This is a genomic window from Myxococcus sp. NMCA1 (genome assembly GCF_026810205.1).
Classification (GTDB): domain Bacteria; phylum Myxococcota; class Myxococcia; order Myxococcales; family Myxococcaceae; genus Myxococcus; species Myxococcus xanthus_A.
In genome coordinates this window covers 249,052-274,834 of sequence record NZ_CP113950.1, presented here as the reverse complement: position 1 = coordinate 274,834, position 25,783 = coordinate 249,052, and the positions used below count along the sequence as shown (strand labels likewise).

The following is a 25,783-nucleotide window of genomic DNA, read 5'->3' as shown; positions in this document are numbered from 1 at the left end:
CTCAGCGCCGGCCGAGGAACTGCGGGTCGGACCAATCCCAGAGCCGCTCCGGGTGTTCATCCACGTCGAGCGGGAGGCTGTTCCACCGGTACACCGCGCGCGAGCTGGCGCCGTGGACATGGAGGACCAGGCTCAGCACGGCCAGCACCGCGAAGGTGGCCGTCAGGCCGCGCCGGGCCTCGGGGCCTTTCCACTGGAGCGCGCGCACCACGGGGACGAGGAAGAAGGCGAGGTAGGGCACAATGTCCGAGAAGAAGCGCGGGCCATACGAGTGCCCTGCCCACCAGTGCGGGAAGGTGGAGATGGCGGCCCAGTGCAGCGCGACCACCGCGACCAGCACGGCATGCAGCCGGGTGAAGGTCCGGGCGCGCAGGTCCATCCACAGGCCCCAGGCACTCATGAGGAGCACAGGGGTGAACACGAGCAGCCCGCGCGCGGGGGACACGAGGTTACCGGCCAGGGCCTCGGCCACGCGAGAGGCGGACAGCTCCAGCCGCTGCGGTTCGTAATAAGGCGCCAGCACGGAGCCGTAGTGGATGAGGTTCACCGTCACCCACGGAATGGCCACTGCGAGCGCGCCCGCGAAGAACTTCCAGGCCTGACGCGGATAGGTCCACAGCACGTAGAGCGACAGCACCAGCACGGAGAGGCTGTTGGTGGGCCGCATGACGTAGGCGAGCGCCAGGGGGATGCCCGCCCAGGCCACGTGACGCGGAGCTTCGCGCGCGCGGACGAGGCAGAGGAGCACCAGGGTGAGGCACAGCAGCGAAGGGCCGTGCTGCCACAGGGCGCGGCTGGCGGTGGAGAGCAATGGCGTGCAGAAGACGAAGACGGCGGCGAGCAGCAGCGCGCGCTTGCGGGACAGGTGCAGCGCGGTGCCCAGCACGAACATGACGACGCCAGCGAGCGCGGTCAGCGCGGAGGCGAAGAGGCGCTGCGGGCCGTTCCACGCATCCAGGTCCACGCCGCCGGTGGCGTCGTAGATGTGGCGCCAGTGCGCCAGGGGCTTTGCCAGGGCCGGGTGCAGATTGCCCACAGGCGTGGCGAGGCGCACGAAGCCATCCACCAGCACCACCATGGGCACGGCGGCCAGGGAAGGCCCCACGGGGAAGTAGTTGTAGAGGTGACCGTCGCGCTCGTAGAGGCCGTGGCGGTACGACTCGAAGGTGGGGGCGTATTCGTCCAGGTCGAGGTTCCCTTCACGCAGCAGTGACAGCGTGGTGGGGAGCGTCAGCTTGGAGTCGAAGGGCGTGTAGACGGGGAACGCCGCCAGTGCCGCGAAGAAGCCCACGAAGAGCAGCACCCGTCCCGCCCAGATGCGAGACGTGGAGCGCGCGGGCGCGGAAGCCACAGGAGTGGAGACGGCGGATGAGCTCATCGCGACGGGGCCTCCTCGCGCGCTCCGGCAGCGGCGCGTTGGAGGGTCGCCGTCTTAGTGCCTTGGGGGCGCGAAAGCCAGGAGCAGGGTCAATGCCAGAGCGTGGTGGCACCGGGGCGCTCTGCGTCACGTCTGGATAGACTGCCACGGATGGCAGGGCCGCAGCGCCGGGGGCAGGAATGGACCGCAAACGGGCACTCGTCGCGTGGTTGCTCGCGCTGGTCTTCACGGGATGTGGGCACACCGCGCAGAAATCCCAGCATGCATGGGAACAAGTGCCACACGGAGAAGGCGAGTCATGTACCCGCGTGGACCGGTGTGTCACGTGGGTCTGTGCTGGAGCCACACAATGCGGCCTCTACGTCTGTGAAGACGCTGAGAGGTTGCTCGCCAAGGGCGGGGGCACCATCGCCCCGCCCGCCGCGCCCGGCTCGGGTCCCCATCGGCGCTGGGGCAACGTCCAGAAACTCCCCGGCGGAAATGGGCCTGTCTTCGTCTTCGACTGGCACAACGCACCACAGTCTGAACACCGGGCTCCGCTCCTGCCTTCGGGGCCGGACTGGGTCCGGCATCATCTCTTTCCCCAAGCGGAACACCTCGCGAAGTGGTTCGCGAGGAGCCCTCGCTCACTGAACGTGCATGACTTCACCCTGGTCATCGCGCGAGACACGCATCAGCGCATCCATAGCGGGACCCGAGGCGGAGCCTGGAACCAGGAATGGACCGACTTCGCTCGCAGGTATCCTGGCGCCTCCCAACAGCAGGTTTGGGAACACCTGGGGAAGCTGGTCCAGAAGTACGACCTGATAGGCCCCATCGTCCCCTACTACTATCTGCGCTGATGACCTGCCGCTGGAGGCGCAGCACGTGAGGTTCTTCGAGGTTCTCGAGGATGAAGCCACCCGGAACACGGGCCGTATCGACGGCGTGAGCCCCTGGTGCATCCCGAGCATCAACTGCACCATCTGTGGCGGCTACGGCGGCCTCGGCGAGGCCTACCCCACCGTGGACCTCTCGTGTTTCGCACACCGTGCCCTGCTGGAAGAACCACGGAGCCAACAAGCCCTGTCACTGGAGGCGTACCAGCACCTGTGCGAGCAACTGCGGCCATGGGTCCCTCCGGCTGCCCCCTTGGAGCCCGGCACGCAACTGGGTCCTGTCGTTGGCAAGGCCAAGGGCCGTTTTGGAGACTTCTACTTCCAAGCGCCGTGGACTCCGTGGATGCGCGGCTCGGCCCTGGAGAAACTACGCGCCGCCGGCGTGAGAGGCCTGTATGGCGCGCCAGGAGATTTGGGCTATCGCGGCCAGCCTGCACCGCCCCTGCACTGCCTGGAGGTCCTCGTGCACGGAGCGTTGCATCCAACCAGCCACGCTCCGGACTGGCAGTCCCCCTGTCCCCGGTGTGGCAGCCACCGGAACGGCTACCCATCCGAGTCCGCCGTGCTCGATGCAAGCACCCTGCCCGAGGACATCGACCTCTTCCGCCTTCGTGACTTCAAGACGGTCATCGTCGCGAGCGAGCGGTTCGTCGAAGCCGTGAAGCAGCTTCGACTCAGCGACATCGCGTTCCGCGAGCTTTCCGTCCACCCAGGCTAGGGCTGGGCCGCGGGCTCCCCGGGCGCCGAGGGAGCCGTCTCCGCCGGAGCCGCGGCGGGCGCTTCGGAACGCGGCTCCACGCCCTCCACCTTGCCCACCTGGTCCAAGTCCTGCCGGTTGCTCAAGGAGAAGCGCACCAGCGCGCGGAGGATGCGATTGCGCTTCACGTTGCCAATCACCTCCCGCAGGTCCTCGTACACCGTCGGGTCGCTGATGAGCCCGCCCACGGTGCCGTCTCCCTTCGCCACGGTCGCCGTAATCTTCTTCAGGTCCGCCGCCGCGCTGCCCAGGTCCGCGAACATGCCGCTGGCGTCGCCGTACACCAGCTGGTGCACCGCTCCGTTGGGACTCTTCTTCGCATCCTCGATGAGCCCCGCCAGTTGCCCGGCCGCCGCCCCCAGCTCCGTCAGCGCCTTCGCGCCATCCTGGCCGTAGACGAGCGCATGCGCCGTGCCGTCACCCGTGCGCACCTCGCGCAGAATCCCTTCCAGTTCACCCACCGCGCCATCCACCCGCGCCGCCGCGTTGGACGCGTTGGCCAGCAGGCCCCGCACCTCGCGCCCGGCCTGCTTGTCGTAGATGAGCGCGTGCAGCACGCCCTCGCCCTTCTCCACCTCTTCCAGCAGCGCCCGCAGCGCCGCCATGCCGCGCGTCACGTCACTGGCCATCTCCGGGTTGGCGTACGTCTCCACCGCCGCCCGCAGCGACTTGCTGATGGCCACCGAGTTCTCCATCACCTGCGACGCCCCGTTGAGCAGCGCGGACAAGTCACCGCTCGTGGACGACTTGAGCACCCCGCCCGCCTCCACCGGCGGTGACGTGGGGCTGCCCAGGGAGATGTCCACCGCCTTGTCACCCAGCACACCCATGCTGGACAACTGCGCCACCGAGTCCTCCCGCACGCGGTCCGTGTAGCGCGACGACACCTGGAACTGGACCTCCAGCCGCGGGTCCTTTGGGTCGGGCGAGAAGACGATGCCCGTCACCCGCCCCACGTTGAGGCCTCCGAGCCAGACGGGAGACTCATCACTGAGGCCCTGCACGTTGGTGAAGTACGCGCGATACGTCGTCTTGCGCTCGAACAGGCGCGACTGCTGCCCGATGACCATGACGACCACGCTGGCGACCGCCAGACCCATGGCGACGAAGAGCCCGGCGCGAAAGGCCTGACGACGCTCCGTCCCCGCGGGAGAGAACAGGCTCATGGCGTCCCTCCGGGATAGAGCTCCACGCGGCGCGCGTCCAGGAAGGCCCGCACCTCCGGCACGGTGGAGCGCAGCATCTCCCGCGGCGTGCCCACCTGCACGATTCTCCGATTGGCCAACATGGCGATGCGGTCTCCCACGGTGAACGCGCTCACCATGTCGTGGGTCACGACGATGGAGGTACACCCAAGCCGCGTCTTCATCGAGTTGATCAACACGTTGATGGACTGCGTGGTGACAGGGTCCAGGCCCGTGGTGGGCTCGTCCCAGAGGATGACCTCCGGCTCAGTGGCGATGGCCCGCGCCAGCCCCACCCGCTTGCGCATGCCGCCTGACAAGTCGGAGGGCATCAGCCGCTCGGTGTTGGGCAGGTCCACCAGCGCCAGTTTCTCCGCCACGCGGGCCCGGACCTCGTCCGCCGGCATGTCCGGGAAGTGCTCGCGCAACGGGTACGCCACGTTCTCCCCGACGTTCAGCGAGTCGAAGAGCGCCGCGCCCTGGAACACCATGGCCACGTGCCGGCGCACCGGCATGAAGGCCTCCTCCGTGAAGCGCGCCAGGTCGTGCCCCTGGAAGAGGATGCGTCCGGTGTCCGGCGTCAGCAGCCCAATGAGGCACTTGAGCAGCACGCTCTTTCCCGTGCCCGAGCCGCCCATCACCACCAGCGTCTCCCCCGCGCGCACGTCCAGGTCCATGTCGTCATAGACGCGCTTGGCGCCGAACGCCTTGGTCAGGTGCTCGAAATAGATGAGCTGCTCCCCTGGCCGGGGGCGCTGGAACGCGAACTCAGAAGTCGTCTGGGACGAGGAGCGCATGGCGCGTCACAGGCTCAGCGTGAGCTGGGTGATGAAGAAGTCGGCCAGGCACACGGAGACGGACGTGGTCGCCACCGTCTGCGTGGTGGCGCGGCCCACGCCCTCCGTGCCGCCCTCCACGGTGAGCCCGCGGAAGCAGCCCACCAGGCCGATGATGAGCCCGAACACCGCGCCCTTGAACACGCCGGAGGCGAAGTCCGGCATCAGCACCGCGTCCAGCGCGCCCTGGAAGAAGAGGTTGAGCGTAATCGCGTACTGGAAGTTCACCACCAGCGCGCCCGCCACCAGGCCCACGACGTCCGCGAACACGGTGAGCACCGGCATCACAATCAGGCACGCCAGCACGCGAGGCACCACCAGCTTGCGCAGCGGGTCCGCGCCCAGCGCGCGGATGGCGTCCACCTGCTCCGTCACCGTCATGGCGCCCAGCTCCGCGGCGATGCCGCTGCCGATGCGCGCGCCCACGGTGAGCGCGGTGAGCACCGGCGCCAGCTCGCGGAACAGCGTGAGGATGACCACGCGGCCCACGGTGTACTGCACGCCGAAGCGCGACAGGAAGTAGCCGAACTGCAGCGAGATGACGAGCCCCGCGAACATCGCAGTAAGCAGGGCGATGGGCAGCGAGCGCACACCCAGCGACTCCGTGTGGTACACGAGCCCGCGCCAGTCATACGGCGGACGCACCGCGCGGCTGAACACCTGCCCCGTCATCCGCGACAGGGCGCCCAGTGACTCCAGGCGCTCCTTCGCGCGGTCCATGAGGCCTGGAGGCCCGGAAGCCGCCGCCGCGTCCACCTCGGGCTGCCGCGTCGTCATTCCTTGCGCTCCGATTCGAAGCCGGCCAGCAGCGCGTCGAAGTCCGCCATGCGCGCTTCCGCGAGTCCCGGCGGCGCCACGTAGGTGAAGTCGAACACGCAGTTGTCCTTCTTCAGCACCACCAACTCCAGTTGCACGGGCACGCCGTCCATCTTCGCCAGGTGGCGGCTGCGCAGGGCCTCGCGCCCATCCATGGGGATGCGCTGTTCAGCGATTTCCTGCCGGTCCGTGAAGCCCGCCAGCAGGTGCCGGGTGAGCACCTGGAGCGACGGGTCATCATGCCCCTTGCACGTGGCGTTGACGGAGAGCGCGCGACCGGTGCCCTCCTCGGCGAAGGCGAGGTCGTTGTCCTCCAGCCGCACCTGCTCCCAGTACGCGGGGAGCTTGCCAATGCGGTAGCGCACGGCGGGCTTGGTGAGGACGGAATCCTCGAACGTCGTCCGGTGACAGCCCGTCAGGGGCATGACCACCAGCAGGCACAGCAACGTCATCCGCGGCATGGCACCGTTCTTCGTGGCTCTCTTCCGGCCCTGCGACCAAGTCATGCGTCACAAGTCGCGCACCTGCAAGGAATTCCATGTCGTGCGGTGGGGGCCAAACGTCCACTGTCACACCTCTGAATCCATCCTGGCACGTCACATTCCCGCCACCCGAGGTGCGCCGGTTGTCCGTCACGGCACCAACCAGTCTGTGCGAGCGTCCATCCGCGGGCAGTCCCCTGCCACGCCGCGCGGCCCCAGCTTTGTCCCGACGCACGCAAGCCGCCCGGCTCGGACAGCAGTGCCCCACGCTCGACACACGGACAAGGAGGACCCCATGGACGGCGGACTCGCGATATTCGGCCTCGGCCTCTTCCTGCTGGGAATCGCCAACCTGTACACACGGCACAGCTACTGGCTGGCTGTCTCCGTGCTGCTCCTGTCGGTGGTGTCCATGGGGCTGGCCTTCAGCGAGTCCAAGCGGCTGCGCGAGGTGTCGCTGGGCATGGGCGTCGCGCTGCTGCTGCTCACCGTCATCGCACTCGCCGTGGGCACGTCGTGGTGGCTGCCACTGGCCACCTTCCTCTTCGCCGTGGCGTACGGCGTGCTCTGGGCGGAGTACCGCTTCCCCTTCTTCAAGAACGTGGCGCCGGGCGACGTGCCGCACCACGCGGAGCGGCGCTTCCACGTCCACTGGCCCTGGCACCGTCGGCGCGTGACGCCGTGACTTCAGCTGGCGGGAGGCGGCTCGGCGTCCGCGCGCACCGCCACCTGCCCGCCGTGCACGTCGAGCCAGAGCGTGTCGTCCGCCGCCGCGCCCCGCACCAGCGAACCGTCCGTGGTGGTGAGCACCACCTGCGCGCCGCTCTGGGCCAGGTAGCCCATGAGGTAGGCGTTGCGCTCGGGGTCCAGCTCGCTCGACACGTCGTCCAGCAGCAGCAGCGGCAGGAAGCCCATCGCGTCCTCCAGGTTCTCGATTTCGGCGATCTTCCAGCCGAGCACCAGCGCCCGCTGCTGTCCCTGGCTCGCGTAGGCCCGCGCGCTGCGGCCTCCCAGCGTCACCGAGACGTCGTCCGAGTGCGGCCCCACCGAGGTGAAGCCCCGCTCCATGTCCCGCCGCAGGCGCGCGGAGAGGCTCTCCCGCAGCATGGCCGCCAGCGCCGTTTCGTCCGCGTCGGCGAAGTCGCCCTCCAGATGCGCGGGGCGGTAGTTGTACACGGCCGGGTCCACCGTGCGGCCAATGGAGGCGAAGGTCGCCTGCGCCCTGGGCGCCAGCTCCGCCATCAGCGCGCGCCGCCGCGAATAGATGCGCGCGCCAGCCTTCGCCAGCGTCTCGTCGTAGGCCTCCAGGTACGCCGCGTCCACGGCGTGCCCTTCACGCAGCAGGCGGTTGCGGTTCTTCAAGGCCCGCGCGTACTCGCGGCTCTCGCGCAGGAAGGCGGGGAAGCGGTTGAACACCGCCCGGTCCAGGAAGCCGCGCCGTGAGTCCGGACCGCCCTTCACCACCTCCAGGTCATCCGGCGTGAAGGCCACCACGGACACGCCGCCGAAGTAGTCCTCCAGGCTGGAGGCCTTCTTCCCATCCACGAAGGCCTGCCGCGTGCCGCCGCCCACCTCCACGGCGATTTCACGCTCGGCGCCCTTGAGGAGGAAGCGCCCCGTCACCCGCGCGCCCTGCGAGCCCCAGCGCACCAGCTCCGACAGGCGCCCCGCGCGCAGCGGCTTGAGCGTGGCCAGGAAGTAGAGGGCCTCCAGCAGGTTCGTCTTGCCCTGCCCGTTCTGCCCCACCGCGATGGTGGCGTGGGCACTGGGCGTGAGCTGGACCTGGGGGAGGTTCCGGAAGTCGTGGACGTGAAGCGCGAGGAGGCGCACGGCCCCCTCCGTATAACCTCTCCGCCCTCCGGCGGGGGACCTATCTCGTGGGCTGGAGCGGCAGCTCCACCACGAAGGTGGCGCCCTCGCCGGGCCGGCTGTCCACCTGGATGGTGCCCCCCAGGGCCTCCACCAGCGTGCGCGTCACGTACAGCCCCAGGCCCATGCCGCCGTAGTTCCGCTCGGACACGGCGCGCTCGAACTTCTGGAAGATGCGCGCGTGGGCCTCCGGGTCGATGCCGATGCCCCGGTCCTTCACCCACAGCCGGGCGCCCATGCCCCCCGGCGCCACGTCGATGTGCACGGGCGCGCCCGCGCCGTACTTGAGCGCGTTGGCCAGCAGGTTGGAGACCACCTGCTCCAGCCGCAGCCGGTCCCACGCCCCCTCGAGCCCTTCCGCCCACGTGACGCGCAGCTCGCAGCCGGCGCGCGCGGCCTCCAGCTCGAAACGCGCGGCCACCTCGCGCACGAGCGAGGGCAGGTCCACCGGCTCGAACTGGAGCTTCAACCGGCCGGTGCTGATGCGCGACACGTCGAGCAGCCCGTCCACCAACTCGGCCAGGCGCGTCACCTGCCGGCGCATGGCCTCCACCTCGCGCCCGTGACGCTGGGCCAGCGCGGACTCCGGGTCCGCGTGGATGGCGCGCACGAAGGACTGGAGCCGCAGCCCCAGTGACGTCAGTGGCGTCTTGAGCTCGTGGCTGGCCACGGACAGGAACTCGTCACGGGCACGCACGGCCTCCTGGAGGTGCTGCTCCACCGTCTTCAGACGGGTGATGTCCAGGAAGGGAATCACCACCACGGACGGATGGCCGTGCATGGCGGGCAGCGTCTCCGACGAGATGCTGAGGGCGTACTGGCCCGCGGGCGTGTGCCAGTGGACCTCCAGCCCGTCCAGCCGCTCGCCCCGGGCCGCGCGATTGGAGGGGAGGTCATCCACGCTCAGCCGGCGGCCCTCCAGGTCCGTGACGTGGAAGTGCTCGCCATACGCGGTGGCGGGCACGTCCTTGGGGATGTGCAGGCCGTAGAGCCGGTCCGCCGCGGCGTTGGAGAAGTTGAGGTCGCCACTGGCCGGGTCCGCCATCACCACCGGCATGGGCATCAGGTCGAGCACGGCCTCCAGCCACTTCTGCTGGCTCTCCACGGCCTGGCGCGCGAGCACCTGCTCGGTGACGTCGAAGGCCAACGTCACCAGGCCGTCCACGAGGCCGCGCTCGTCGCGCAGGGGCTCGAAGATGATGTTCCAGAACTTCGTCTCGACGCGGCCGGCGCCCTCGTAGTCGATGGTGACGGGGTACTCCCGCGCGATGGCGCGCTCACCCGTCTCCAGCACGCCCCGATGGAGGCTCAGCAGCTCCGGAGACAAATCCGGAATGGCCTCTTCCTGGGTGCGCCCGTTCAGCTCGCGTCCGCCCATGAGCTTCTGGAGCAGCGGGTTGGCGAACTCGTAGCGCAGCTCGTAGCCGCGCAGCACGCTGATGGCCACCGGCGCCTGGGTGAAGACCTGGAGCAGGTTGCGCCGCTCCACCTGCGCCGCCTCACGGGCCGCCAGCTCCGCCGTCATGTCCTTGTAGGCCACGGCGAGGTGCGTGACGCCGCCGCTGGCGGAGACCAGTGGGAAGCCGGTGCAGGAGATGGCGATGCGCCGCGCCTCGGTGGGCGCGCGGACGTGCTCCAACTCCTTCACGTCGTACCAGAACACCGGCGTCTGGACGCGCTCGCCCGACACGGCCCGCTGGAGCAACTTCGCGTAGCCCAGCTGCGCGAGCAGCTCGTCCTTGAAGAGGCTGTACTCGGGCGGCGGCGCCGCGCCGAACATCGCCAGGAAGGCGGGGTTGGTGAGCAGACAGTGGCCGTCCGAGGTGAAGACGGCGTAGGGCACCGGCGAATGAGTGAACAACCCTTCAAGCAGCGCGAGCGAATCCGGCACCTCGGCGAGCTGTTCGCGCAAGGAGCGGGGCTCCGTCACCACGGGCCTGCTGCGCGTGTCCTGACTCCAATGCTGGCCCGTTCGCGTCGCCACGGGCCCAGGGCCTAGCAGAGCCACCCCGGGCTGCCCAGTCCACCGTTGCCCAGCCGCCTGCCCACCGCGCCCCCCTGGCACGCACATGGTGCTGGTGCACCGGTGAGCCCATGCCAGGATGCGCGCACCATGGCGGACCACCTCAAGACTTTCTTCGACGCGCGGCTTGTCGAACGCCTCGCCGCATCACTCCACGCCGCGGCGCCTGCCTTCCCTCGTGCCGCCTTCATCCGGGAGGCGGCGAAGGGGCTGGATGGCCATGAGTTGATGGACCGGGCGCGTCATATCGCTGGCGCGCTGCACCGTGCGCTGCCCCGAGACTACCCGGAGGCGGTGGAGGTGTTGCTGCGCTCGCTTGGCCCCCGGACGGAGGCCACGGAGGGAGGGGCCATGGCGACCTTCTTCTATCTGCCGCACACGATTTTCGTGGCGGAGCACGGCCTGGAGCACTTCGAGCCGTCCATGCGCGCCCAGCACGCGCTCACCCAGCGCTTCACCGCGGAGTTCTCCATCCGGCCCTACCTGGAGCGGCACACCGCGAAGACGCTGGCCCGCCTGCGCGAGTGGACGGAGGACCCGAGCGAACATGTCCGACGGCTCGTGTCAGAGGGCACGCGCACGCGCCTGCCGTGGGCCTCACGGCTGCGCGAGTTCCAGAAGGACCCCACACCGGTGCTCTCGCTGCTGGAGCGGCTGAAGGACGACCCGGCGCTGTACGTGCGCCGCTCGGTGGCCAACAACCTGAACGACATCGGCAAGGACCACCCCGCCCTGCTGGTGCAGGTGGCGACGGCGTGGATGAAGAACGCCACGCCGGAGCGTGAGTGGCTGGTGCGCCATGCGCTGCGCTCGTCCATCAAGCGCGGAGAGCCCGCGGCGCTGGCGGTGGTGGGCGCACGGCCGCCGTCGGGCATCGAGGCCCGCGTGACGAAGCTGCCCCGCCGCGCGGCCCTGGGCGACACGGTGGAGGTCCACTTCGAGGTGACCAACCGCTCGAAGCAGCAGCAGACGCTGGTGGTGGACCTCGCGGTGCATTTCCAGAAGGCGAACGGCGAGGCGCGGCCCAAGGTGTTCAAGGTGCGCGAGCTGCTGCTTGGCCCGGGGCAGGCGGAGACGGTGAGCAAGCGCGTCTCCTTCGCGCAGCTCACCACACGCAAACACTACGCCGGGCCGCACCGCTTCGAGGCCCTGGTGAACGGACAAGGATTGCCGCTGGGTGTCGTCGAGGTCAGCGGGTAGGAAGTTCCCGGCAGGCGATTCCCTCCAGCCCGAGGCGCCTCACCGCATCCACGAACCGGTCGGTCCCGATGATCATCGTCGCGAAGTTCGCGAGCCGGAACACGTCCACATCCGCCGGGAGCGAAGCCGCAGCGAGGATGGGGTCATTGGGTCGAGCAAAGGCGTGCCGCCCACAGGTTGGGCACGGCGGCGATGCGTCGGATGGGATGCAATCCGGATGCAGCAGACCGCGTGGCTCCAGTTGGAGGTCCAGCAACTCCGGTGACTCCTTCTTGCGGAATCGCAGTTCCGTTTGTCCGCCCAGCAGACCGCGTACACCTTCGGCTTGAAGGCGCTCCATCGCATCGCGGCGTACGAGCAATAGCGAAGTCCCCTGCCATGTGAATGGACCGAATTCGCCGAACGCAGCGCCAACCAATGGCCCGAAGGCCGCGCCAGGCGGCAGTTCCGCATCCGGAGGAGCCAAGGGGCGTACCAGTTCCCGAAGACGGGAGAACTCCGTGAACTGCTCCGGCCGGGCCTTCTCGAACGCGACACGCTCCGGCAGATGCGACAGGTCCACGAGGGGATAGTGGTTCCCCCAGGAACTCCAGGTCGTGCCACAGGCGGAGCACTTCACGCCGGGCAGACTCCACTTGTGCGCGGCGTTGAAGCTTCCACTGAAGGCGGCCGTTGCCGCTTCGTCTTCACGCAGCCAGAAGAATCGGGTCATGGGTCCCTACGCGCCAGGGCGGGAATAATAGGGCTGAATCGGACCACCGATGAGTTCGAAGCGATGGATCAACTCCCCCGCGTGCTTGAAAATCTCCTCCGCGCTCGCGTTCCGGTTCCGGTCCCGGAACTCACGCCATGCTTTGTTCCACGCGCCACCATTGCCAAGGGGCCCATGAATCCGCCGGTGCACGTCACGAGGAATGGGCATGGTGTAGCTGTGGATTTTCACGCCCTGCCCTTCGAACCATCGAGCCAGGTCTTCTGCCTGCGGGAAGATGTGGTGCTTTTCCCAGCGACCGGGCGTTAAACGGTGCGACGGAGGAATGACCCGCGAGGAACCGCCATTCCAGTTGGGGAAGACCATGACAGCCCCGCGTGGAAGCTGCTGCCCACCTCCCCAATTTCTCCGAGGTCCGCTGCCCGGCGCTGCCGCGGCCACAGGCGGACGCGCGGGAGGAAAACGCGCCAACTCCACTTCACCGAGCAGGTCCTCGCAGCGGTAGAAGCCACATGCGTCCCCCTCGCAAAGGAGGCTGACGCAACGGTCCTCATGCGAAGCGGAACACGCCTCCGTCGCAGTGTGCGCTCCTCGCTGAATGGGAGTCTTTGCGGTGGTGGAGCAACCCAACCAAGACGCAACAAGCAGTGAAAGACCCAAGCCAGGATGGGTGCGCATAGCAAGCGGACCCTATCCTGTTTGGAACGACACGTTACGCCACGAGGCCCTCGGCTTCTCGCCTTCCGTGCCCCTTCCACCTCATACAAGGAACGGGACGCGTTGTTCTTCACCACGACGCGATGGGCCGCATGGGCGCCCAGTCTCACCGCGGCCCGAAAATCTTCACCAGCTTGTTGTAGACGCCCATCACCAGCAGGGGCGACACCCACTGGCCAATGAAGCGGCTGGGGCGCGAGCGGCCCGTCACCTCCAAGACGAAGGAAACGCCCATCGCAGCGAGGCTCGCCACCAGGAACACGTGCGAGGGCACCTTCGCCGTCTGCTGTTCAATCAAACGCGTCAGTGACGCCTCGGCGTGCTCCGCCCGCACCACCGGGGGCACGTCCATGTACTCATGCTCCGACGCCCGGCTCGCCGGGTTGATGTCCATCTCCATGCTCCCTCCCAGGGCGGGCAGGCAGCCCCGCCGCATGCAGCGCTCTTCCGCCGGGCCGCGCCATGCAGCCCCGCGGAGAGGTCCCCATCATGGTGTGACCGATGGAGGCAAAGGGCGAGATGGCGAGCGAGTCCATGCACACAGACGCCAACCAGTCAGGCGAGCTCCAGCTCCCTGAAGAGGGAGCAGGCCCCCTGCTCCAGCGTGATTACTGGGCGGTCATCCGGAACTGCCGGGTCTCACCCCAGGAGCTCATGCGCTGGGTGTCCGTGCGCTTCGCCGAGTTCGCGCCCGCCGAACTCTGCGTCTTCGAGCGCGGACAGAAGAGACGCGAAGGCCAGCCGCTGGAACTGGACGAATCGCTGACGGTGAAGATTCAGGGCGCGGGCACCTTCGCCGTGCGCGTCATCCACCAGGACGCCCAGAGCTTCACGCTCGGCACGCTCCACGGGCACCCGGAGGCGGGCCGCATCACCTTCGGCGCTTACCGGAACGCGCGCGACGATGTCATCTTCCACATCCGCAGCCGGGCGCGCTCCGGCTCGACGTTCCACTACCTCGGCTTCGTCACCGCCGGAGACGCCATGCAGACCAACACCTGGACCGAGTTCGTCCTGCGCGCCGCGCTGACGGCCGGTGACGGGGTGCATGGCGTCATCCACGCGGACACCACCGAGCTGGAGGACGAACCGCCCGGCGGCGACACCGCCCACGGGCCCACCTTCCTGGCGCGGGGAGACGGAAGACAATGATTGAGTGGCGCTGGTTCTCCGGCTGGACGGAAGAAGAAATGGTGCCCCGGCTGACGCGCGCTCGCACGCTGGCGCGCAACTTCCCGGAGGTTTCCGGGGAGATGACGCTGCAGGGCGGGTGGAGCCAGGTCCGCTCAGAGAGCGTGCTCGGCCGCGAGTCGCCAGGGCGTCCCGTCCCGGGCGGACTCTTCGAGCGCGCCCAGCAGGTGCTGGAGACCTTCGACTTCTCCGACCCGCGCATCGTCGCCTGGCACTTCTCCGCCGAGGAGCCGATGCAGGGCCGCACGGTGCTGCTGGAGCTGCGCGCGCTGGGGCAGCAGCTGCGCTACCTGTGCGGCGTGCGGGTGGGAGGCACGCGCGAGGAGCACGACGCGGGGTGCAGCGTCTTCGGCTTCAGCTTCGAGACGCTCCATGGACACATCGAGGCCGGGCGCGAGTGGTTCCTGCTCAAGAAGGAGCACGAGAGCGGTGAGGTGCGCTTCCACATCGAGGCGGCCTGGCGTCCCGGCCAGTTCCCCAATTGGTGGAGCCGGCTGGGCTTCGCGATGGTGGCTCCGCGCTATCAGCGCGCGTGGCACCGGCTGACGCACGTGCGGGTGCGCGAGCTGGCGTTGAAGCACCCGGAGCTCGTCGGTCAGCTCGCGGGCCACGGCCGGCTGGCGCACTCCGGCCATGCGCTGGGAACGGCCCCGGTGCAGTTCTTCGCGCAGCGGGCGCCAGGGCGGCGAGAAACGCAGTTGGAGGAGGAGATAGAGGCCATGAATCGAGGACACGGGTTGAGGGCCCTGGGATTGGGCGTGCTGGCGGGAATGCGGAGCATGAGCGCGCCGGCGCTGGCGAGCCGCTGGCTGACGAAGACACAGCCCGACAGCGAGGACCGGCTCGCCAGAATCCTGGCGCATCCATGGACGCCGCGCGTGCTAGGCCTGCTCGCCGTGGGTGAGCTTGTCGCGGACAAGCTGCCGATGGCGCCCCCGCGAGTCACCGCCGTGCCGTTGACGGGCCGGATGTTGTCGGGCGCCCTGGCCGCGGCCTCGGTGACGACGGAGCGCCAACGCGGCGGGCGGCTCGCGGCGGCGGCCCTGGGCGCCCTGGCGGCGCTGGCATCGAGCTGGGCCTTCTATTCGCTGCGGCGCAGCGCCACGAAGAAGCTGGGCGTTCCGGACGTGGCCGTGGCCCTGACAGAGGACGCGCTCCTCGCGGGTCTGGCCTCGCGGCTGCTGCCCGTCAGCGAGCATCAGGCCGGACAGGCCACGCTGTCGCCCGCGTGACCGTCTCGGACCCACACGCGGTGGCGAGCGTCTCCGCTACGCCGCCGCGCGGCCACGGACACCCACGAAAGCAGGCCCAACACGGCCAATACCGGCCTCCGCCGTTGGCACCCGCGCCGCGGCCTAGCGCCCGCGCCACGCCGCAGCGCGGGCCGCATGCACCAGCGCGGGAAGGTCCTTCACGGCCGAGCCCGCGTCGGCCCCGATTTCCGCCGTGGGAACCCGCGCCCGCTCGGGAGAGAACAGGCGCGCAGGTGTCTGTCCCTGGCCGCGAAGGAGGATGAACAGCCGCAGCGCGTCCCGCAGCCGCTCTACGTCCTCGCCCTGCTCGTCTCGAGCCCGCTGCGCCGCGTTCCACAGCCGAGCCCACGCGGTCTCCTCATCCCACGTGCCCACGGGGCGCTCGCGAGACAGCGCTGCCAGCTGCGCGGCCAGCTCGAAGAGCCCGGCGCGCCCTTCGCCAAAAGCCTCGCAGGCCAGAAGCCGCACCTCCCCGGCCACCTCCACGCCCACGCCGCGCAGCCCTACGGACCCGCCCGTCCGCGAATCGTCGCCCCGAAGCCGCCTCGTGGGTGGCTGCGTGCCAGGCGCCTCGGGCGCGAACAGCCCCGGCCCGCCCATCCGCGGCTCCGCGCCACACTCGGAACGCCCCTCGCGCGCGGCCAGCCACGCCAGCAGCGCCGGCACCTCGGCGTCCGCGGGCACCACCGGGGCCAGCCGCTCCTCCAACAAGGCGCGCAGCCGCGCCCAAGCCACGCCCCGCCAGAAGGCCACGTGCAGCAGCAGCTCCGGCCCGCTGCGAGGCACCCGCTGCGGCGCGCGCGACGCCCGGGCCAGCAGGAAGCCCTTCACCTGCCCCCGCGTGTCGAAGTGCTCCAGCCGCTGCCACAGCGCCGCCAGCGCCGTCTCCGCCAGCGGCAGCGCCCGCTGAAGCGCCTCCGCCTCCTCCACCGTGAAGGGCAGCACGCCTTCCGGCGCGGGACGCTTGAAGACGTGCTCGAACACCTCCGCGGCGGCGCACGCGGCGCGCAGCTCCGGCAGGTTGCGCGGCAACAGCTCCACCGCCCGTGCCCAGATGTGCCGCCCCAGGAGCGGCCCCGCCTCCAGCACCGTCTCTTCCAACTTCAGCAGCGCCTCGCCCAGCGTCGCGGGCCGGCCCTCCGCGGGCAGCCGCTTGAAGGCCACGCGCCGCACGTCCTCCCGCAGGCGCTCCACCTCGCGCATCAGCTTCATGGGCGCGGCGCTCGCCGGCCACCCTTCCGCGGCGGCGCGGCGCTTCAGCGCGGCCAGGGTGGCGTCCACCTCCGGCTGCGTGCGCGCCACCTCCAGCAGCAGCTCGAACTGCGAGCGCACCCGCTCCTTCCAGAAGAAGGCCGCCAGCATGCCGCGCAGGGCGCGATAGCGAAGACGCGTGGCCTCCAGGAGGTCCGCGCGGTCCTCCAGCCGGGCGCGCAGGTTGTCCGGGTGCGTGGCCATGCCCTCACCATAGGAAGGCACCGGCCGGGTGTCAGGCCCCCCAGGGGCCCGACGCGTCACGAGTGAACGGTGCGGGCCCTCTCAAGGGAGCCCACCCGACTCACACGCGCATGGGCATGACGACGGCGGTGAAGCTCCGGTCGCCGGGGGCATGGAGCACGCCCGGGCTGTGCTCGTCACCCAGCTCGAAGGAGACCTCGTCCGTCTCCGTCACGGCGAGCACATCCATCAGGTAGCGCGCGTTGAAGCCGATGGTGATGCCGTTGCCGCGGTAGGCCAGCTCCAGCACGTCCTTGGCCTCGCCCAGGTCCGGGTTGCTCGCGGTGATGATGAGCTGGTTCTCCTCCAGGCCGATGCGGACCGCGTTGCTCTTGTCCGCCGACAGCAGGGCGATGCGCTTGAGGCTCTCCAGCAGGCGCACCTTGGGCACCAGGACGACCTTCTCCCCTTCCTTGGGGATGACGCGCTGGTACTCCGGGAACTGGCCGTCGATGAGGCGCATCACCATGGTGAGGCCCGGCTTCTTGAACAGCGCCGAGTTCTCCGCGAAGCCCAGGTGGCACTCCGCGTCCGGCGCCTCATCCAGCAGGCGCTTGAGCTCCATCAGGCCCTTGCGGGGGATGATGACGCCGCTCTTGAGCTTGAAGTCGCCCGGCAGCTCGCGCTCCACCAGCGCCAGCCGGTGGCCGTCGGTGGCCACCATGCGGACCTTGCCGGTGGACTGGGGCTCGAAGAAGACGCCGTTGAGGATGTAGCGCGTCTCGTCGCTGGAGATGGCGAACTGCGTCTTCTTGATCATCTCCAGCAGCGTGTTGCCCCCCACCTGCACCAGGGGCGCGCTCTCTTCCTTCGGCAGCTTGGGGTACTCCTCGGCCGCCATGCCCACGATCTTGAAGTGGGCCGAGCCGCTGGAGATGTCCACGTAGTTGTTGGCCAGCTTCTTCAGCGTGACCTGCGCGTCCGGGAGGTTCTGGACGATGTCGAAGACGTACTTGGCGCTCAGCGTGACGGCGCCCGTCTTGATGACCTCGGCCGGGTGCTCGGACACGACGCCGATGTCCAGGTCAAACGCGGTGACGGTGATGCCGCCCTTGTTCGCGGTGACGAGCACGTTCGCCAGGATGGGCATCGTCGTCTTGCGCTCCACGATGCCCTGGGCGCGGTAGAGGGCCTTCTTCAGCTCGTCGGCGGCGATGCGGAATTCCATCGGAGGGCGTCCTTACGGGTCTCGGCCGCGAAGGCCGATCTACGAGGCCGGATGTAGCCCCTGCACTCCAGTCCGTCAACGAACCCTGAGCGACGTGGGAGCAGCAATGTCCACCTGCAACTGACCGCCAGTCACCAATTCGCGAGACAGACTGGCCCCTGGCGGCGAGCCGGAGCACACTGGCGCCTCTTTCCTCCCCTGGAGCCCGTCATGAACCGCCGCTCGCTGGTGCTCGCCGCCCTTGTCCTTGGCTTCGTCTCCGGATGTAGCAAGCCGCCCGCCGCGACGTCCTCGCCACCGGCGAGCGAGAATGGAACCCCCTCCAGCGAGAACGGAACGCCCACCATGACCCCACCGCCCAGCAATGATTCCCAGCCCAAGCAGGGTGAGAGCGCCGTCTACATCGTCAAGGACAGTGGCGTGCGCTGCTTCGCCCCGCCCTGCCCCACCTACAACGCCTTCCCGGTGGACAAGCCGGACGCGGAGCCCATCCCCGTGCACGAACTGGAGCTGTCCGCGGTGACGAAGGGCTCGGACGAGCAGACGGGTGCGTTGATCCGCAAGACGCTGGACGGCACCGGGCTCAAGATTCAGGGCACGTTGGAGACGCGGCCCAACGCGGGCCCCGCGGGCGCGGCCACCGTCCTGCGCGCCAGCAAGGTGGAGAACTGAAAACACCCTTCCGGGCGGGCCTCAGATGTGGAGGCCCACCTGGATGCCGGGCCAGTGCTGGAGGCGTTGATCCGGCTCCGGGTTGCGCTCCCGGAAGGACAGCCGGGTGATGGAGTCGAAGTCCGACGCGCCCCAGGAGAACCACGCGTTGTAGGTGGGCCCGGCGAACACGGCCAGGCGGGGCATGAGCTGGAAGCCCAGCATCAACCGGACCTGCCCCAGCACGTTGCCACCGTCGCCCTCCAGCGGGTTGCGCACCGGCTGGACGGCGCCGCCCGTCACGTCCAGGTCCACCCAGAGCCGCTGGGACAGCGTCATGTGGCCGCCCACGCCCGCCGCGAAGCTGAAGCGCGCGTCGCGGCCCGGCTCCAGGCCCGCCATCAGCGTGAAGTAGACGGCCCCGCCGCCCAGCTTCACACCCATGTTGGCGACCTGGATGTCGCTCAACCAGAACTCCATGTGGGTGGAGCCCCGGCGCAACCCTCTCGAGGAGGACTCGGAGACATCCTCCCCCGGCTGCTGGGCGAAGGCCCCCCGCTCGCTCATCAGCGAAAGGCGGGGTGCGTACTGGGACTCAGCGGTGGCCGTCCCCGCCCACAGCCCGAATGCGAGGAGCGCAAAGGATTTCATCACTCCTGCTTTTCCAGCGTGAGGGAGGCCTGCGTCAAGTTCCCGGGCAATGACAGAGGTGCCGAGGAGGCGTCGGGATTTCCAGACAGTGCCTCCGCGGCGGCCAGCACCACCGCCACGTCGAAGGGCGCATCGGACGAAACGAAGAAGAAGCGCTCGAAACCCGGGGCATCGTCCAGCTCGTAGGCGCGCGGCAACACCTGCGTTCCCGACGGCACCAGGGCCATGGACCGGGAGCCCTCATCCGGCGCGTGGAGGGTGACGGCGCCGTTGCCATCCAGGGAGACGATGACGCCATGCGAGCGGCCCGAGGCGATGTACGCCACCTGCACCACGTCACCCGCGGCGGCGGCGGCCCCGTCGGCGAGCCGCTCCGGGCGGGAGGTGGACTGCCGGTGGATGACGAGCTGCGGCGCCAGCCCCTTGATGCGCGTGACCTCCCGGGTGTCCCCCGGGGCCGTGCCGTACCCGGTTTCCGAGGAAGGCAGGGCCACCATGACCAGCGCCACCGCGGCGAGCGCCGGCACCAGGCCCCACGCGGGCGACAGGCGGAAGGCCGGGCGGGGCGCGTCCCGCCGGGCCGCGCGCGCTTCCACTTCGCGGGCCACCCGGGCGGGCGGCAGCGCCTCCAGCGTGACGTGCGTGTCGGACTCCAGCGCAGCGAGCCGGGCCAGGCCGTCGGGTTCCTCGGCCAGCCGGGCGCGGGCGGCGGCCAGCTCCGCGGGCGGCAGCTCGCCCAGGGCGATTCGTTCCAGCAACCAATCCGGGGTGCGGTGGTGGGCGGATGTCATGCGGCCTCCAGCTCCAGCTCTTGCAGCACTGCCGTCAGCGCCCGCAGGCGCTTGCGCACGCCGGACACGGACAGCCCCACTTCGCGGGCCGTCTCCTCCAGCGTCATCCCATCCACCAGGTGCAGCACCGCGATGTCCTGACTGGACGCGGGCACCCGGCCGAAGAGGCGGTCCAACAGGCCGCGCGCGGCGGTGCGGGACTCGGTGTCGTCGGCGGAGGCAATCTGCAGCACCAGTTCGTCCTCCCGGTCCTCCGGGCGCCGCTTCGCGCCGCGCAGCCTGTTGAGACACACCGTGGTGGCAATCCGGTGCAACAGGCTCGACGGCGCCGCGTCCTTCAGCGCGCCCTGGTAGCGCAGCAACTGCACGAACACGTCGTGCATGGCGTCCACGGCCTTCTCCTCGTCACGCAAGAGGAAGCGGCAGCGCCGGAGCACCTGGGGGCCATAGCGCCGGTAGTAGGCCTCCACATCGATTGACACCGCTCGCTCGCCTCCCTCGGTTGCCGCGGACAGGGAAACACCGCGGCCTCGGAGAACTGTCACTCGGACTTTTCAGTCCCGTGTTTCCTGGGGACTTATCGGGAATCAGCGCGGCGTCCCTGTACCCAGGTACAATGCCACCGCCTGATTCGGTAAAAGCTACAAGCAAGCAGGCACGCGAGCGCGTGAAAGAAGGGCCGGGCACTGTCAGGTTGGCGATGAAATCGGGGCCAGTTCGCTGTAACTGAGAAACACAACCCCGATACGTTGCCCCTCGCCCTCCCCTCCACGGCGCCCGTGCTCACCTCCAACGACTCCGCCCTGACGGGCCTGCTGAACGCGTATCTCGCAGCGCAGCTCGCCGGGAACCGGCGTGAGGCGTTGCGGCTGCTCGTGGACGAGGGACTGCTCCGGGGCGTCCCTCTCCAGACGCTGCACCTGGAGGTCATCCAGCCCGCCCAGTATGAAATCGGCAGGCTGTGGCAGGAGAACGTCATCTCCGTGGCACAGGAGCACCTGGCGACCGCCGTCTCCCAGCTCGCGCTCGCGCACCTGTACCGGCACCTGCCCAGGGATCCGTTCAACGGCAAGGTCGTCCTCGTCTCCTGCGTCCGGGGCGAGCTGCATGAAGTGGGTGCGCGCATGTCCAGCGACTTCCTGGAGATGGCCGGCTTCGACGTGCGCTTCCTGGGCGCCAACGTTCCACCGGAGCACCTGGCCCGCATGACGAACGAGCTTCGTCCGGACCTGGTCGCCCTTTCCGTGACGATGACGTACCACCTGCCCGCGCTCCGCGAAGCCGTGGCGCACGTGCGCAAGACACTCCCCGATGTCTCCATTGCCGTGGGCGGCCTGGCCTTCAACTGGGCACCCGGGCTGGAGGAGGAGCTGGGCGTGAACTTCTTCGGCAAGGACGCGCGGGAGTTCGTCGCGTCCGCCTGCCGGTTCCTGGGAGTCTGAAAGCACCATGGAGAGCGTGAGCAAGAGCGTGGAAGCACGGGCGGACCGGCTGGCCACCGCCTCTCAGGAGGCGCTCTATCAGGACCCCTTCTGGGCCGCCCGCTACGGCCTGGAGCGCGCGCAGCGCTTCGGTGACGAGGACGCGCGCTTCCACATCCGCTACCTGGTGCAGTCCCTGGACGAACACCTCCCCTCTGTCCTGGAGGGCTACGCCCGCTGGCTGCGCACCCTGCTGGTGTCGCGCGGCATGTGCTCGCGCCATCTGGACCGGCACTTCGCCGGGCTGACCGCCGCGCTGGAAGCGGAAGGCTGGGGCCCCGGGAGCGAACCCCACGACTACGTGGGCGCCGCGCGACAGGCCCTTCGCTACCAGGAGGGTCCGGCCCGCCTGCTGGAAGAGGAGGCGCCCGAGCTCGCACGCGCCGCCACGGCGCGCCTCACGCTCTACATCATCCCCGAGGACCAGCCCCGCCTGGAGGAAGAGCTCCAGTTGCAGCTGTCCTACGTGGCCGACGCGCTCGCCGCCGGGAAGTCCGACCTGTTGGGCGACCATGTGCGCTGGTACGCCGGCTTCTGGCCGAGGCGCGGATTTGGCCTCCTGGCATTTCCCAGTGTGCTGGGCATGTTGAAGTCCGTGCTGGGCTCACGTCACCCCGAAGCACGGGCACTCCTCGCCGAAGCGGGGGTGTCCTGGGAGGAGACTCGTTCATGAGGCATCCCGCCTCCGCCGAGCCGCCGTTCTTCGACGACCTCAGCCGCGAGGTCGCCCTGGCCTGCGACGCGGGCGGCACCCTCACCTGGGTGGACGCCCGCGCCCGGAACGCCCTCGCCGCCGAACCCGGACAGCCGCTGCGTGGGCTGGCGGCCCAGGGCACCGAAGAGAAGGTGGACCGGCTGCTGGTCCGGGCGCGCGACGAGAAGGTGGAGGGCTGGGAGCTCATCCTCTGCCGGGACCAGGTGCCCGCGACGTTCGCCTTCCGCGCCCGGCCCCATGACGGAGGCGTGCTGCTGGTGGGCAGCCTGGTGCCGGAGGACTACGGCAGCGCGCTCGAGCGGGTGAGCACCACCCTGAGCGAGCTGTCCGCGCTCCACCGCGAGACGGAGCGCCAGCAGCGCGAGCTCAAGCGCCGCGCGGACGAACTGGCCCGCCTCAACAGCGAGTTGGAGGAGTCCAACCGCGGCGTGCGCAGCCTCCACGCCGCGCTGGATGAGAAGGCCGAAAGCCTCCAGCTGGCCGCGGAAATCAAGAGCCGCGTGGTGACCAACGTCAGCCACGAGTTCCGCACCCCGCTGCACTCCATCCTCGGCCTGTCGAAGGTGCTGCTCAACCCCATCAACGGCGCCCTGAGCGGCGAGCAGGAGAAGCAGGTCCAGTTCATCCGCAACTCCGCGGAGGCCCTCTTCGAGCTGGTGAATGACCTGCTGGACCTCTCCAAGATGGAGGCCGGCAAGGCGGCGCTGCGCCACAGCCGCTTCGTGGTGCGCGACCTGCTCAGCGCGCTGCGCGGCATGATGAAACCGCTCTTGCCGCCTGGCGTGCCCGTGGCGCTGCGGTTGGTGGAGCCAGACGCGCCGCTGGAGCTGGAGACGGACGAGTCCCGGCTGAGCCAGGTGCTGCGCAACCTGGTGTCCAACGCGCTGAAGTTCACCGAGTCCGGCCACGTCACGGTGTCAGCGGCGCCCGGCCCCCGGGACACGGTGGTCTTCACCGTGCAGGACACGGGCATTGGCATCGCGCCGGAGCACCACGAGCGCATCTTCGAGGAGTTCTCGCAGGTGGAGAGCCACCTGCAACGCAAGGCGAAGGGCACCGGCCTGGGCCTGCCGCTGGCTCGCCGGCTGACAGAGCTCCTGGGCGGCACGCTCACCGTGAAGAGCGCGCTGGGACAGGGCGCCACGTTCACCGTCACCCTCCCGCGCGTCCACATGGAGGTCACGGAGATGACCGGCCTGACCGAGCGCAGCGCACACCTGGACCCCAGCCGGGCGCCGGTGCTGGTGCTGGAGGACGACCGGCAGACGCTCTTCCTCTACGAGAAGTACCTGGCGCGCTCCGGCTTCCAGGTGCTGCCGGTGCGAAGCACGGATGAGGCCCGGCGCGTGCTGGAGCGCGTGCGCCCCGCCGCCATGGTGCTGGACGTCATGCTGGAGGGCGAGACGAGCTGGGGCTTCCTGGCGGACATGAAGAACAACGAGGCCACCCGCGACATCCCCATCCTGGTGGTGACGGTGACGGACCGCGAGCAGAAAGCCCGCGCGCTGGGCGCCGACGAGTTCTGGCTCAAACCGGTGGACGAGGCGCGGCTGCAACGCAAGCTGCAAGCCATGGCCCGCACCGGTCCGGTGGAGCGCATCCTCATCATCGACGACGATGATGTGCACCGCTACCTGCTCAAGCAGCTCCTCAAGGACATGCCCTACGTCCTGCTGGAGGCGGCTGGCGGCAAGGAAGGCGTCCAACTGGCGCGGGAGAAGTCCCCGCACCTCATCTTCCTGGACTTCGTGCTGCCGGACATCACCGCCTTCGACGTGCTGGACGAGCTGAAGGCGGACCCGCGCACGCGTGACGTTCCCGTCATCCTCCACACCTCGCACGAGCTGAAAGAGGCCGAGCGTTCGCGGCTGGCGAAGGAGACGGCCGCCATCCTCGCCAAGCACACGCTGAGCCGCGAGGTGGCCATCACCCGCATCCGGGACGCCCTGTCCAAGGCCGGCCTGGGCTCCCAAGCGTTGCTGCAGGAGACAAGCCGCCGTGGTTGAGCCCCGTCTGGCCACCGTCCTCAACGTCAACGACGACGACGCCAACCGCTACCTCATCAACCGGCTGCTCTCGCTGGCGGGCTACAACGTGCTGGAGGCGGCCACCGGCATGGGCGCGTTGCTGATGGCGCAGCAACACCGCCCGGACGTCGTCATCCTCGACGTGAAGCTGCCGGACATCAGCGGCTACGAGGTCTGCGAGCGGCTGCGCGCCAATCCCCAGACCGCGGCCATGGCGGTGCTGCACACCTCCGCCACCTTCGTCACCTCCGACAAGAAGGTGCGCGGCCTGGACGGCGGCGCGGACGCCTACCTCACGCAGCCCTTCGAGGGCGCGGAGCTCATCGCCACGGTGAAGTCGCTGTTGCGCCTGCGCCACGCGGAGCAGGTGGCGCGCAACCGCGCCAACGAGCTGGCGGAGATGGACCGCCGCAAGGACGAGTTCCTGGCCATGCTGGGGCACGAGCTGCGCAACCCGCTGGCCGCCATCATGACAGCCATTGGCATCCTGGAGCGCAGGCCCGCCAGCGATGACAAGGAAGCGCGGATGCGCGGCATCATCCAGCGCCAGACGACCCACCTGGCGCGGCTGGTGGATGACCTGCTCGACGTCAGCCGCATCACCCGCGACAAGGTGGAGCTGCGCCCTGGCCCCGTGGACCTGGTGCCCGTGCTGCGGCAGGTGCTCCAACTCGTGCAGCCCATGGCGGATTCGCGTGGGTTGGGCCTGGACGTCTCGCTGCCTTCCGGTCCGCTCTGGCTGCAGGCGGATGCCACGCGGTTGGAGCAGGTCTTCACCAACCTGCTCGACAACGCCATCAAGTACACCGACACGGGTTGCGTCCACCTGCACGTGGAACAGGAAGGCGTGGACGGCTCGGCCCAGGCGGTGGTGCGGGTGAAGGACTCTGGTATCGGCATCCCGCCGGAGGTGCTGCCGCGCATCTTCGAGCTGTTCGCGCAGGCGGACACCTCGCTGGAGCGCTCGCGCGGCGGCCTGGGCATTGGCCTGACGCTGGTGCGCAAGCTGGTCCAGCTCCACGGCGGCGAGGTGACGGCGCGAAGCAACGGCCCCGGCCACGGCAGCGAGTTCGTGGTGAAGCTGCCCCTGGACCCCACGATGGTCGAGCCCGTGCCCGCGCGCAACGCGGTGGACCTCCGCCGCGGCCGGCGCGTCCTGGTGGTGGAGGACAACTCGGACGCGCGTCAGGCCATGCACGACCTCCTGGAGCTGTGGGGCCACCAGGTGGCGGTGGCGCCGGACGGCCTCCAGGGCGTGGCGCTCGCGGTGGCGCAGCCGCCCGAGCTGGCGCTGGTGGACATCGGCCTGCCAGGGATGGACGGCTACCGGGTCGCGCAGACGCTGCGTGCCCAGGTGGGCAACGGCATCCGGCTGGTGGCCATGACGGGCTATGGCGGCCCCGAGGGACGGGACCAGGCACTGCGCGCCGGGTTCGACCGGCATCTGGTCAAGCCCGTGAAGCCTGACGAGCTGGACCGAATCCTCTCCGAGCTGTGAGGGATTGAAGC

26 protein-coding genes are annotated in these 25,783 nt (G+C 69.5%); 11 read left to right on the top strand and 15 right to left on the bottom strand.

Annotation, left to right across the window (positions count from 1 at the left end; translation table 11 throughout):
• Position 1: 1 nt before the first annotated feature.
• Positions 2–1,378, bottom strand: a complete 1,377-nt coding sequence (locus tag OZ403_RS01165) for a hypothetical protein (RefSeq protein WP_268783278.1) — start codon at positions 1,376–1,378, stop codon at positions 2–4.
• Positions 1,379–1,557: 179 nt separating this feature from the next.
• On the opposite strand from OZ403_RS01165, the gene sitA6 (OZ403_RS01160) reads away from it, so the two are divergent.
• On the top strand, positions 1,558–2,220 hold the full coding sequence (sitA6, locus tag OZ403_RS01160) for a SitA6 family polymorphic toxin lipoprotein (protein WP_268783277.1): 663 nt from the start codon (positions 1,558–1,560) through the stop codon (positions 2,218–2,220).
• Positions 2,221–2,245: 25 nt separating this feature from the next.
• Positions 2,246–2,974 (top strand): SitI6 family double-CXXCG motif immunity protein, encoded by a 729-nt coding sequence (gene sitI6 / locus OZ403_RS01155; protein ID WP_140786705.1) that lies wholly within the window; start codon positions 2,246–2,248, stop codon positions 2,972–2,974.
• Here the strand turns inward: sitI6 (OZ403_RS01155) and OZ403_RS01150 are convergent.
• From OZ403_RS01150 to OZ403_RS01135, 4 genes are read right to left on the bottom strand one after another with little or no spacing between them, the layout of a single operon-like run.
• Positions 2,971–4,179, bottom strand: coding sequence for an MlaD family protein (locus OZ403_RS01150; protein ID WP_140786704.1), 1,209 nt, complete (start codon positions 4,177–4,179; stop codon positions 2,971–2,973). The genes sitI6 (OZ403_RS01155) and OZ403_RS01150 overlap by 4 nt on opposite strands.
• Positions 4,176–4,994: an ABC transporter ATP-binding protein gene (locus tag OZ403_RS01145; protein WP_140786703.1), complete on the bottom strand. Its 819-nt coding sequence runs from the start codon at positions 4,992–4,994 to the stop codon at positions 4,176–4,178. The genes OZ403_RS01150 and OZ403_RS01145 overlap by 4 nt, the downstream gene beginning before the upstream one ends.
• A 6-nt stretch (positions 4,995–5,000) precedes the next feature.
• Positions 5,001–5,810 (bottom strand): MlaE family ABC transporter permease, encoded by an 810-nt coding sequence (locus OZ403_RS01140; protein WP_140786702.1) that lies wholly within the window; start codon positions 5,808–5,810, stop codon positions 5,001–5,003.
• Positions 5,807–6,310 (bottom strand): hypothetical protein, encoded by a 504-nt coding sequence (locus OZ403_RS01135; RefSeq protein WP_174259164.1) that lies wholly within the window; start codon positions 6,308–6,310, stop codon positions 5,807–5,809. The genes OZ403_RS01140 and OZ403_RS01135 overlap by 4 nt, the downstream gene beginning before the upstream one ends.
• Positions 6,311–6,626: 316 nt before the next feature.
• Between OZ403_RS01135 and OZ403_RS01130 the strand changes: the two genes are divergently transcribed.
• Positions 6,627–7,016 (top strand): hypothetical protein, encoded by a 390-nt coding sequence (locus OZ403_RS01130; protein ID WP_140786700.1) that lies wholly within the window; start codon positions 6,627–6,629, stop codon positions 7,014–7,016.
• Between the two features lie 2 nt (positions 7,017–7,018).
• Here the strand turns inward: OZ403_RS01130 and recF are convergent, their stop codons facing one another.
• Together recF and OZ403_RS01120 are read right to left on the bottom strand one after the other, a co-directional pair.
• Positions 7,019–8,161, bottom strand: a complete 1,143-nt coding sequence (recF, locus tag OZ403_RS01125) for a DNA replication/repair protein RecF (RefSeq protein WP_140873000.1) — start codon at positions 8,159–8,161, stop codon at positions 7,019–7,021.
• 40 nt (positions 8,162–8,201) lie between these two features.
• A complete protein-coding gene (locus OZ403_RS01120) occupies positions 8,202–10,271 on the bottom strand; it encodes a sensor histidine kinase (RefSeq protein ID WP_328285559.1) in 2,070 nt (689 codons plus the stop codon).
• Positions 10,272–10,313: 42 nt separating this feature from the next.
• Here OZ403_RS01120 and OZ403_RS01115 point away from each other — a divergent pair, with 42 nt between their 5' ends.
• On the top strand, positions 10,314–11,423 hold the full coding sequence (locus tag OZ403_RS01115) for a DNA alkylation repair protein (RefSeq protein WP_268783275.1): 1,110 nt from the start codon (positions 10,314–10,316) through the stop codon (positions 11,421–11,423).
• Here the strand turns inward: OZ403_RS01115 and sitI6 (OZ403_RS01110) are convergent.
• The 3 genes from sitI6 (OZ403_RS01110) to OZ403_RS01100 form a co-directional block, all read right to left on the bottom strand.
• Positions 11,413–12,135 (bottom strand): SitI6 family double-CXXCG motif immunity protein, encoded by a 723-nt coding sequence (gene sitI6 / locus OZ403_RS01110; RefSeq protein ID WP_140796953.1) that lies wholly within the window; start codon positions 12,133–12,135, stop codon positions 11,413–11,415. The two genes, OZ403_RS01115 and sitI6 (OZ403_RS01110), sit on opposite strands and share 11 nt — an antisense overlap.
• Positions 12,136–12,141: 6 nt before the next feature.
• Positions 12,142–12,813, bottom strand: a complete 672-nt coding sequence (gene sitA6, locus OZ403_RS01105; RefSeq protein WP_268783274.1) for a SitA6 family polymorphic toxin lipoprotein — start codon at positions 12,811–12,813, stop codon at positions 12,142–12,144.
• Positions 12,814–12,958: 145 nt separating this feature from the next.
• The gene (locus OZ403_RS01100) at positions 12,959–13,288 is read right to left on the bottom strand and encodes a hypothetical protein (protein WP_140786697.1); all 330 of its coding nucleotides are present in this window, start codon (positions 13,286–13,288) and stop codon (positions 12,959–12,961) included.
• Between the two features lie 83 nt (positions 13,289–13,371).
• Here OZ403_RS01100 and OZ403_RS01095 point away from each other — a divergent pair, with 83 nt between their 5' ends.
• Both OZ403_RS01095 and OZ403_RS01090 read left to right on the top strand, forming a co-directional pair.
• Positions 13,372–14,004 carry a DUF1990 family protein gene (locus OZ403_RS01095; protein ID WP_140786696.1) on the top strand — a complete coding sequence of 211 codons (633 nt, stop codon included), beginning with the start codon at positions 13,372–13,374 and terminating at the stop codon, positions 14,002–14,004.
• Positions 14,001–15,275 (top strand): DUF1990 family protein, encoded by a 1,275-nt coding sequence (locus OZ403_RS01090; RefSeq protein ID WP_268783273.1) that lies wholly within the window; start codon positions 14,001–14,003, stop codon positions 15,273–15,275. The genes OZ403_RS01095 and OZ403_RS01090 overlap by 4 nt, the downstream gene beginning before the upstream one ends.
• Before the next feature lie 123 nt (positions 15,276–15,398).
• Here the strand turns inward: OZ403_RS01090 and OZ403_RS01085 are convergent, their stop codons facing one another.
• A complete protein-coding gene (locus OZ403_RS01085; protein ID WP_268783272.1) occupies positions 15,399–16,751 on the bottom strand; it encodes a hypothetical protein in 1,353 nt (450 codons plus the stop codon).
• 100 nt (positions 16,752–16,851) lie between these two features.
• Positions 16,852–17,958: a DNA polymerase III subunit beta gene (gene dnaN, locus OZ403_RS01080; RefSeq protein WP_140786693.1), complete on the bottom strand. Its 1,107-nt coding sequence runs from the start codon at positions 17,956–17,958 to the stop codon at positions 16,852–16,854.
• A 210-nt stretch (positions 17,959–18,168) separates the two neighbouring features.
• Here dnaN and OZ403_RS01075 point away from each other — a divergent pair, with 210 nt between their 5' ends.
• Positions 18,169–18,630 (top strand): DUF6748 domain-containing protein, encoded by a 462-nt coding sequence (locus OZ403_RS01075; protein WP_140786692.1) that lies wholly within the window; start codon positions 18,169–18,171, stop codon positions 18,628–18,630.
• Positions 18,631–18,651: 21 nt separating this feature from the next.
• Here OZ403_RS01075 and OZ403_RS01070 read toward each other — a convergent pair whose 3' ends face one another.
• The 3 genes from OZ403_RS01070 to OZ403_RS01060 are packed head-to-tail and all read right to left on the bottom strand — an operon-like array spanning position 18,652 to position 20,533.
• On the bottom strand, positions 18,652–19,260 hold the full coding sequence (locus OZ403_RS01070; protein WP_140796295.1) for a peptidase: 609 nt from the start codon (positions 19,258–19,260) through the stop codon (positions 18,652–18,654).
• Positions 19,260–20,051, bottom strand: coding sequence for an ActD-like protein (locus OZ403_RS01065; RefSeq protein WP_268783271.1), 792 nt, complete (start codon positions 20,049–20,051; stop codon positions 19,260–19,262). Before OZ403_RS01065 ends, OZ403_RS01070 begins: the two co-directional genes overlap by 1 nt.
• Positions 20,048–20,533 carry an RNA polymerase sigma factor gene (locus OZ403_RS01060; protein ID WP_026113921.1) on the bottom strand — a complete coding sequence of 162 codons (486 nt, stop codon included), beginning with the start codon at positions 20,531–20,533 and terminating at the stop codon, positions 20,048–20,050. The genes OZ403_RS01065 and OZ403_RS01060 overlap by 4 nt, the downstream gene beginning before the upstream one ends.
• 297 nt (positions 20,534–20,830) lie before the next feature.
• Here OZ403_RS01060 and OZ403_RS01055 point away from each other — a divergent pair, with 297 nt between their 5' ends.
• From OZ403_RS01055 to OZ403_RS01040, 4 genes are read left to right on the top strand one after another with little or no spacing between them, the layout of a single operon-like run.
• The gene (locus tag OZ403_RS01055; RefSeq protein ID WP_140858118.1) at positions 20,831–21,493 is read left to right on the top strand and encodes a cobalamin B12-binding domain-containing protein; all 663 of its coding nucleotides are present in this window, start codon (positions 20,831–20,833) and stop codon (positions 21,491–21,493) included.
• Between the two features lie 7 nt (positions 21,494–21,500).
• The gene (locus OZ403_RS01050; protein WP_268783270.1) at positions 21,501–22,205 is read left to right on the top strand and encodes a hypothetical protein; all 705 of its coding nucleotides are present in this window, start codon (positions 21,501–21,503) and stop codon (positions 22,203–22,205) included.
• The gene (locus tag OZ403_RS01045; RefSeq protein ID WP_140786689.1) at positions 22,202–24,253 is read left to right on the top strand and encodes a hybrid sensor histidine kinase/response regulator; all 2,052 of its coding nucleotides are present in this window, start codon (positions 22,202–22,204) and stop codon (positions 24,251–24,253) included. The genes OZ403_RS01050 and OZ403_RS01045 overlap by 4 nt, the downstream gene beginning before the upstream one ends.
• Positions 24,246–25,772, top strand: a complete 1,527-nt coding sequence (locus OZ403_RS01040; protein WP_268783269.1) for a response regulator — start codon at positions 24,246–24,248, stop codon at positions 25,770–25,772. Before OZ403_RS01045 ends, OZ403_RS01040 begins: the two co-directional genes overlap by 8 nt.
• Positions 25,773–25,783: the final 11 nt, after the last annotated feature.

Coding starts and splice junctions, on each gene's coding strand:
- OZ403_RS01165 (WP_268783278.1), bottom strand. CDS start 1,378: ATGAGCTCATCCGCCGTCTCCACTCCTGTGGCTTCCGCGCCCGCGCGC.
- sitA6 (WP_268783277.1), top strand. CDS start 1,558: ATGGACCGCAAACGGGCACTCGTCGCGTGGTTGCTCGCGCTGGTCTTC.
- OZ403_RS01150 (WP_140786704.1), bottom strand. CDS start 4,179: ATGAGCCTGTTCTCTCCCGCGGGGACGGAGCGTCGTCAGGCCTTTCGC.
- OZ403_RS01145 (WP_140786703.1), bottom strand. CDS start 4,994: ATGCGCTCCTCGTCCCAGACGACTTCTGAGTTCGCGTTCCAGCGCCCC.
- OZ403_RS01140 (WP_140786702.1), bottom strand. CDS start 5,810: ATGACGACGCGGCAGCCCGAGGTGGACGCGGCGGCGGCTTCCGGGCCT.
- OZ403_RS01135 (WP_174259164.1), bottom strand. CDS start 6,310: ATGCCGCGGATGACGTTGCTGTGCCTGCTGGTGGTCATGCCCCTGACG.
- OZ403_RS01130 (WP_140786700.1), top strand. CDS start 6,627: ATGGACGGCGGACTCGCGATATTCGGCCTCGGCCTCTTCCTGCTGGGA.
- OZ403_RS01120 (WP_328285559.1), bottom strand. CDS start 10,271: ATGTGCGTGCCAGGGGGGCGCGGTGGGCAGGCGGCTGGGCAACGGTGG.
- OZ403_RS01115 (WP_268783275.1), top strand. CDS start 10,314: ATGGCGGACCACCTCAAGACTTTCTTCGACGCGCGGCTTGTCGAACGC.
- sitI6 (WP_140796953.1), bottom strand. CDS start 12,135: ATGACCCGATTCTTCTGGCTGCGTGAAGACGAAGCGGCAACGGCCGCC.
- sitA6 (WP_268783274.1), bottom strand. CDS start 12,813: ATGCGCACCCATCCTGGCTTGGGTCTTTCACTGCTTGTTGCGTCTTGG.
- OZ403_RS01100 (WP_140786697.1), bottom strand. CDS start 13,288: ATGCGGCGGGGCTGCCTGCCCGCCCTGGGAGGGAGCATGGAGATGGAC.
- OZ403_RS01095 (WP_140786696.1), top strand. CDS start 13,372: ATGGCGAGCGAGTCCATGCACACAGACGCCAACCAGTCAGGCGAGCTC.
- OZ403_RS01090 (WP_268783273.1), top strand. CDS start 14,001: ATGATTGAGTGGCGCTGGTTCTCCGGCTGGACGGAAGAAGAAATGGTG.
- OZ403_RS01085 (WP_268783272.1), bottom strand. CDS start 16,751: ATGGCCACGCACCCGGACAACCTGCGCGCCCGGCTGGAGGACCGCGCG.
- dnaN (WP_140786693.1), bottom strand. CDS start 17,958: ATGGAATTCCGCATCGCCGCCGACGAGCTGAAGAAGGCCCTCTACCGC.
- OZ403_RS01075 (WP_140786692.1), top strand. CDS start 18,169: ATGAACCGCCGCTCGCTGGTGCTCGCCGCCCTTGTCCTTGGCTTCGTC.
- OZ403_RS01070 (WP_140796295.1), bottom strand. CDS start 19,260: ATGAAATCCTTTGCGCTCCTCGCATTCGGGCTGTGGGCGGGGACGGCC.
- OZ403_RS01065 (WP_268783271.1), bottom strand. CDS start 20,051: ATGACATCCGCCCACCACCGCACCCCGGATTGGTTGCTGGAACGAATC.
- OZ403_RS01050 (WP_268783270.1), top strand. CDS start 21,501: ATGGAGAGCGTGAGCAAGAGCGTGGAAGCACGGGCGGACCGGCTGGCC.
- OZ403_RS01045 (WP_140786689.1), top strand. CDS start 22,202: ATGAGGCATCCCGCCTCCGCCGAGCCGCCGTTCTTCGACGACCTCAGC.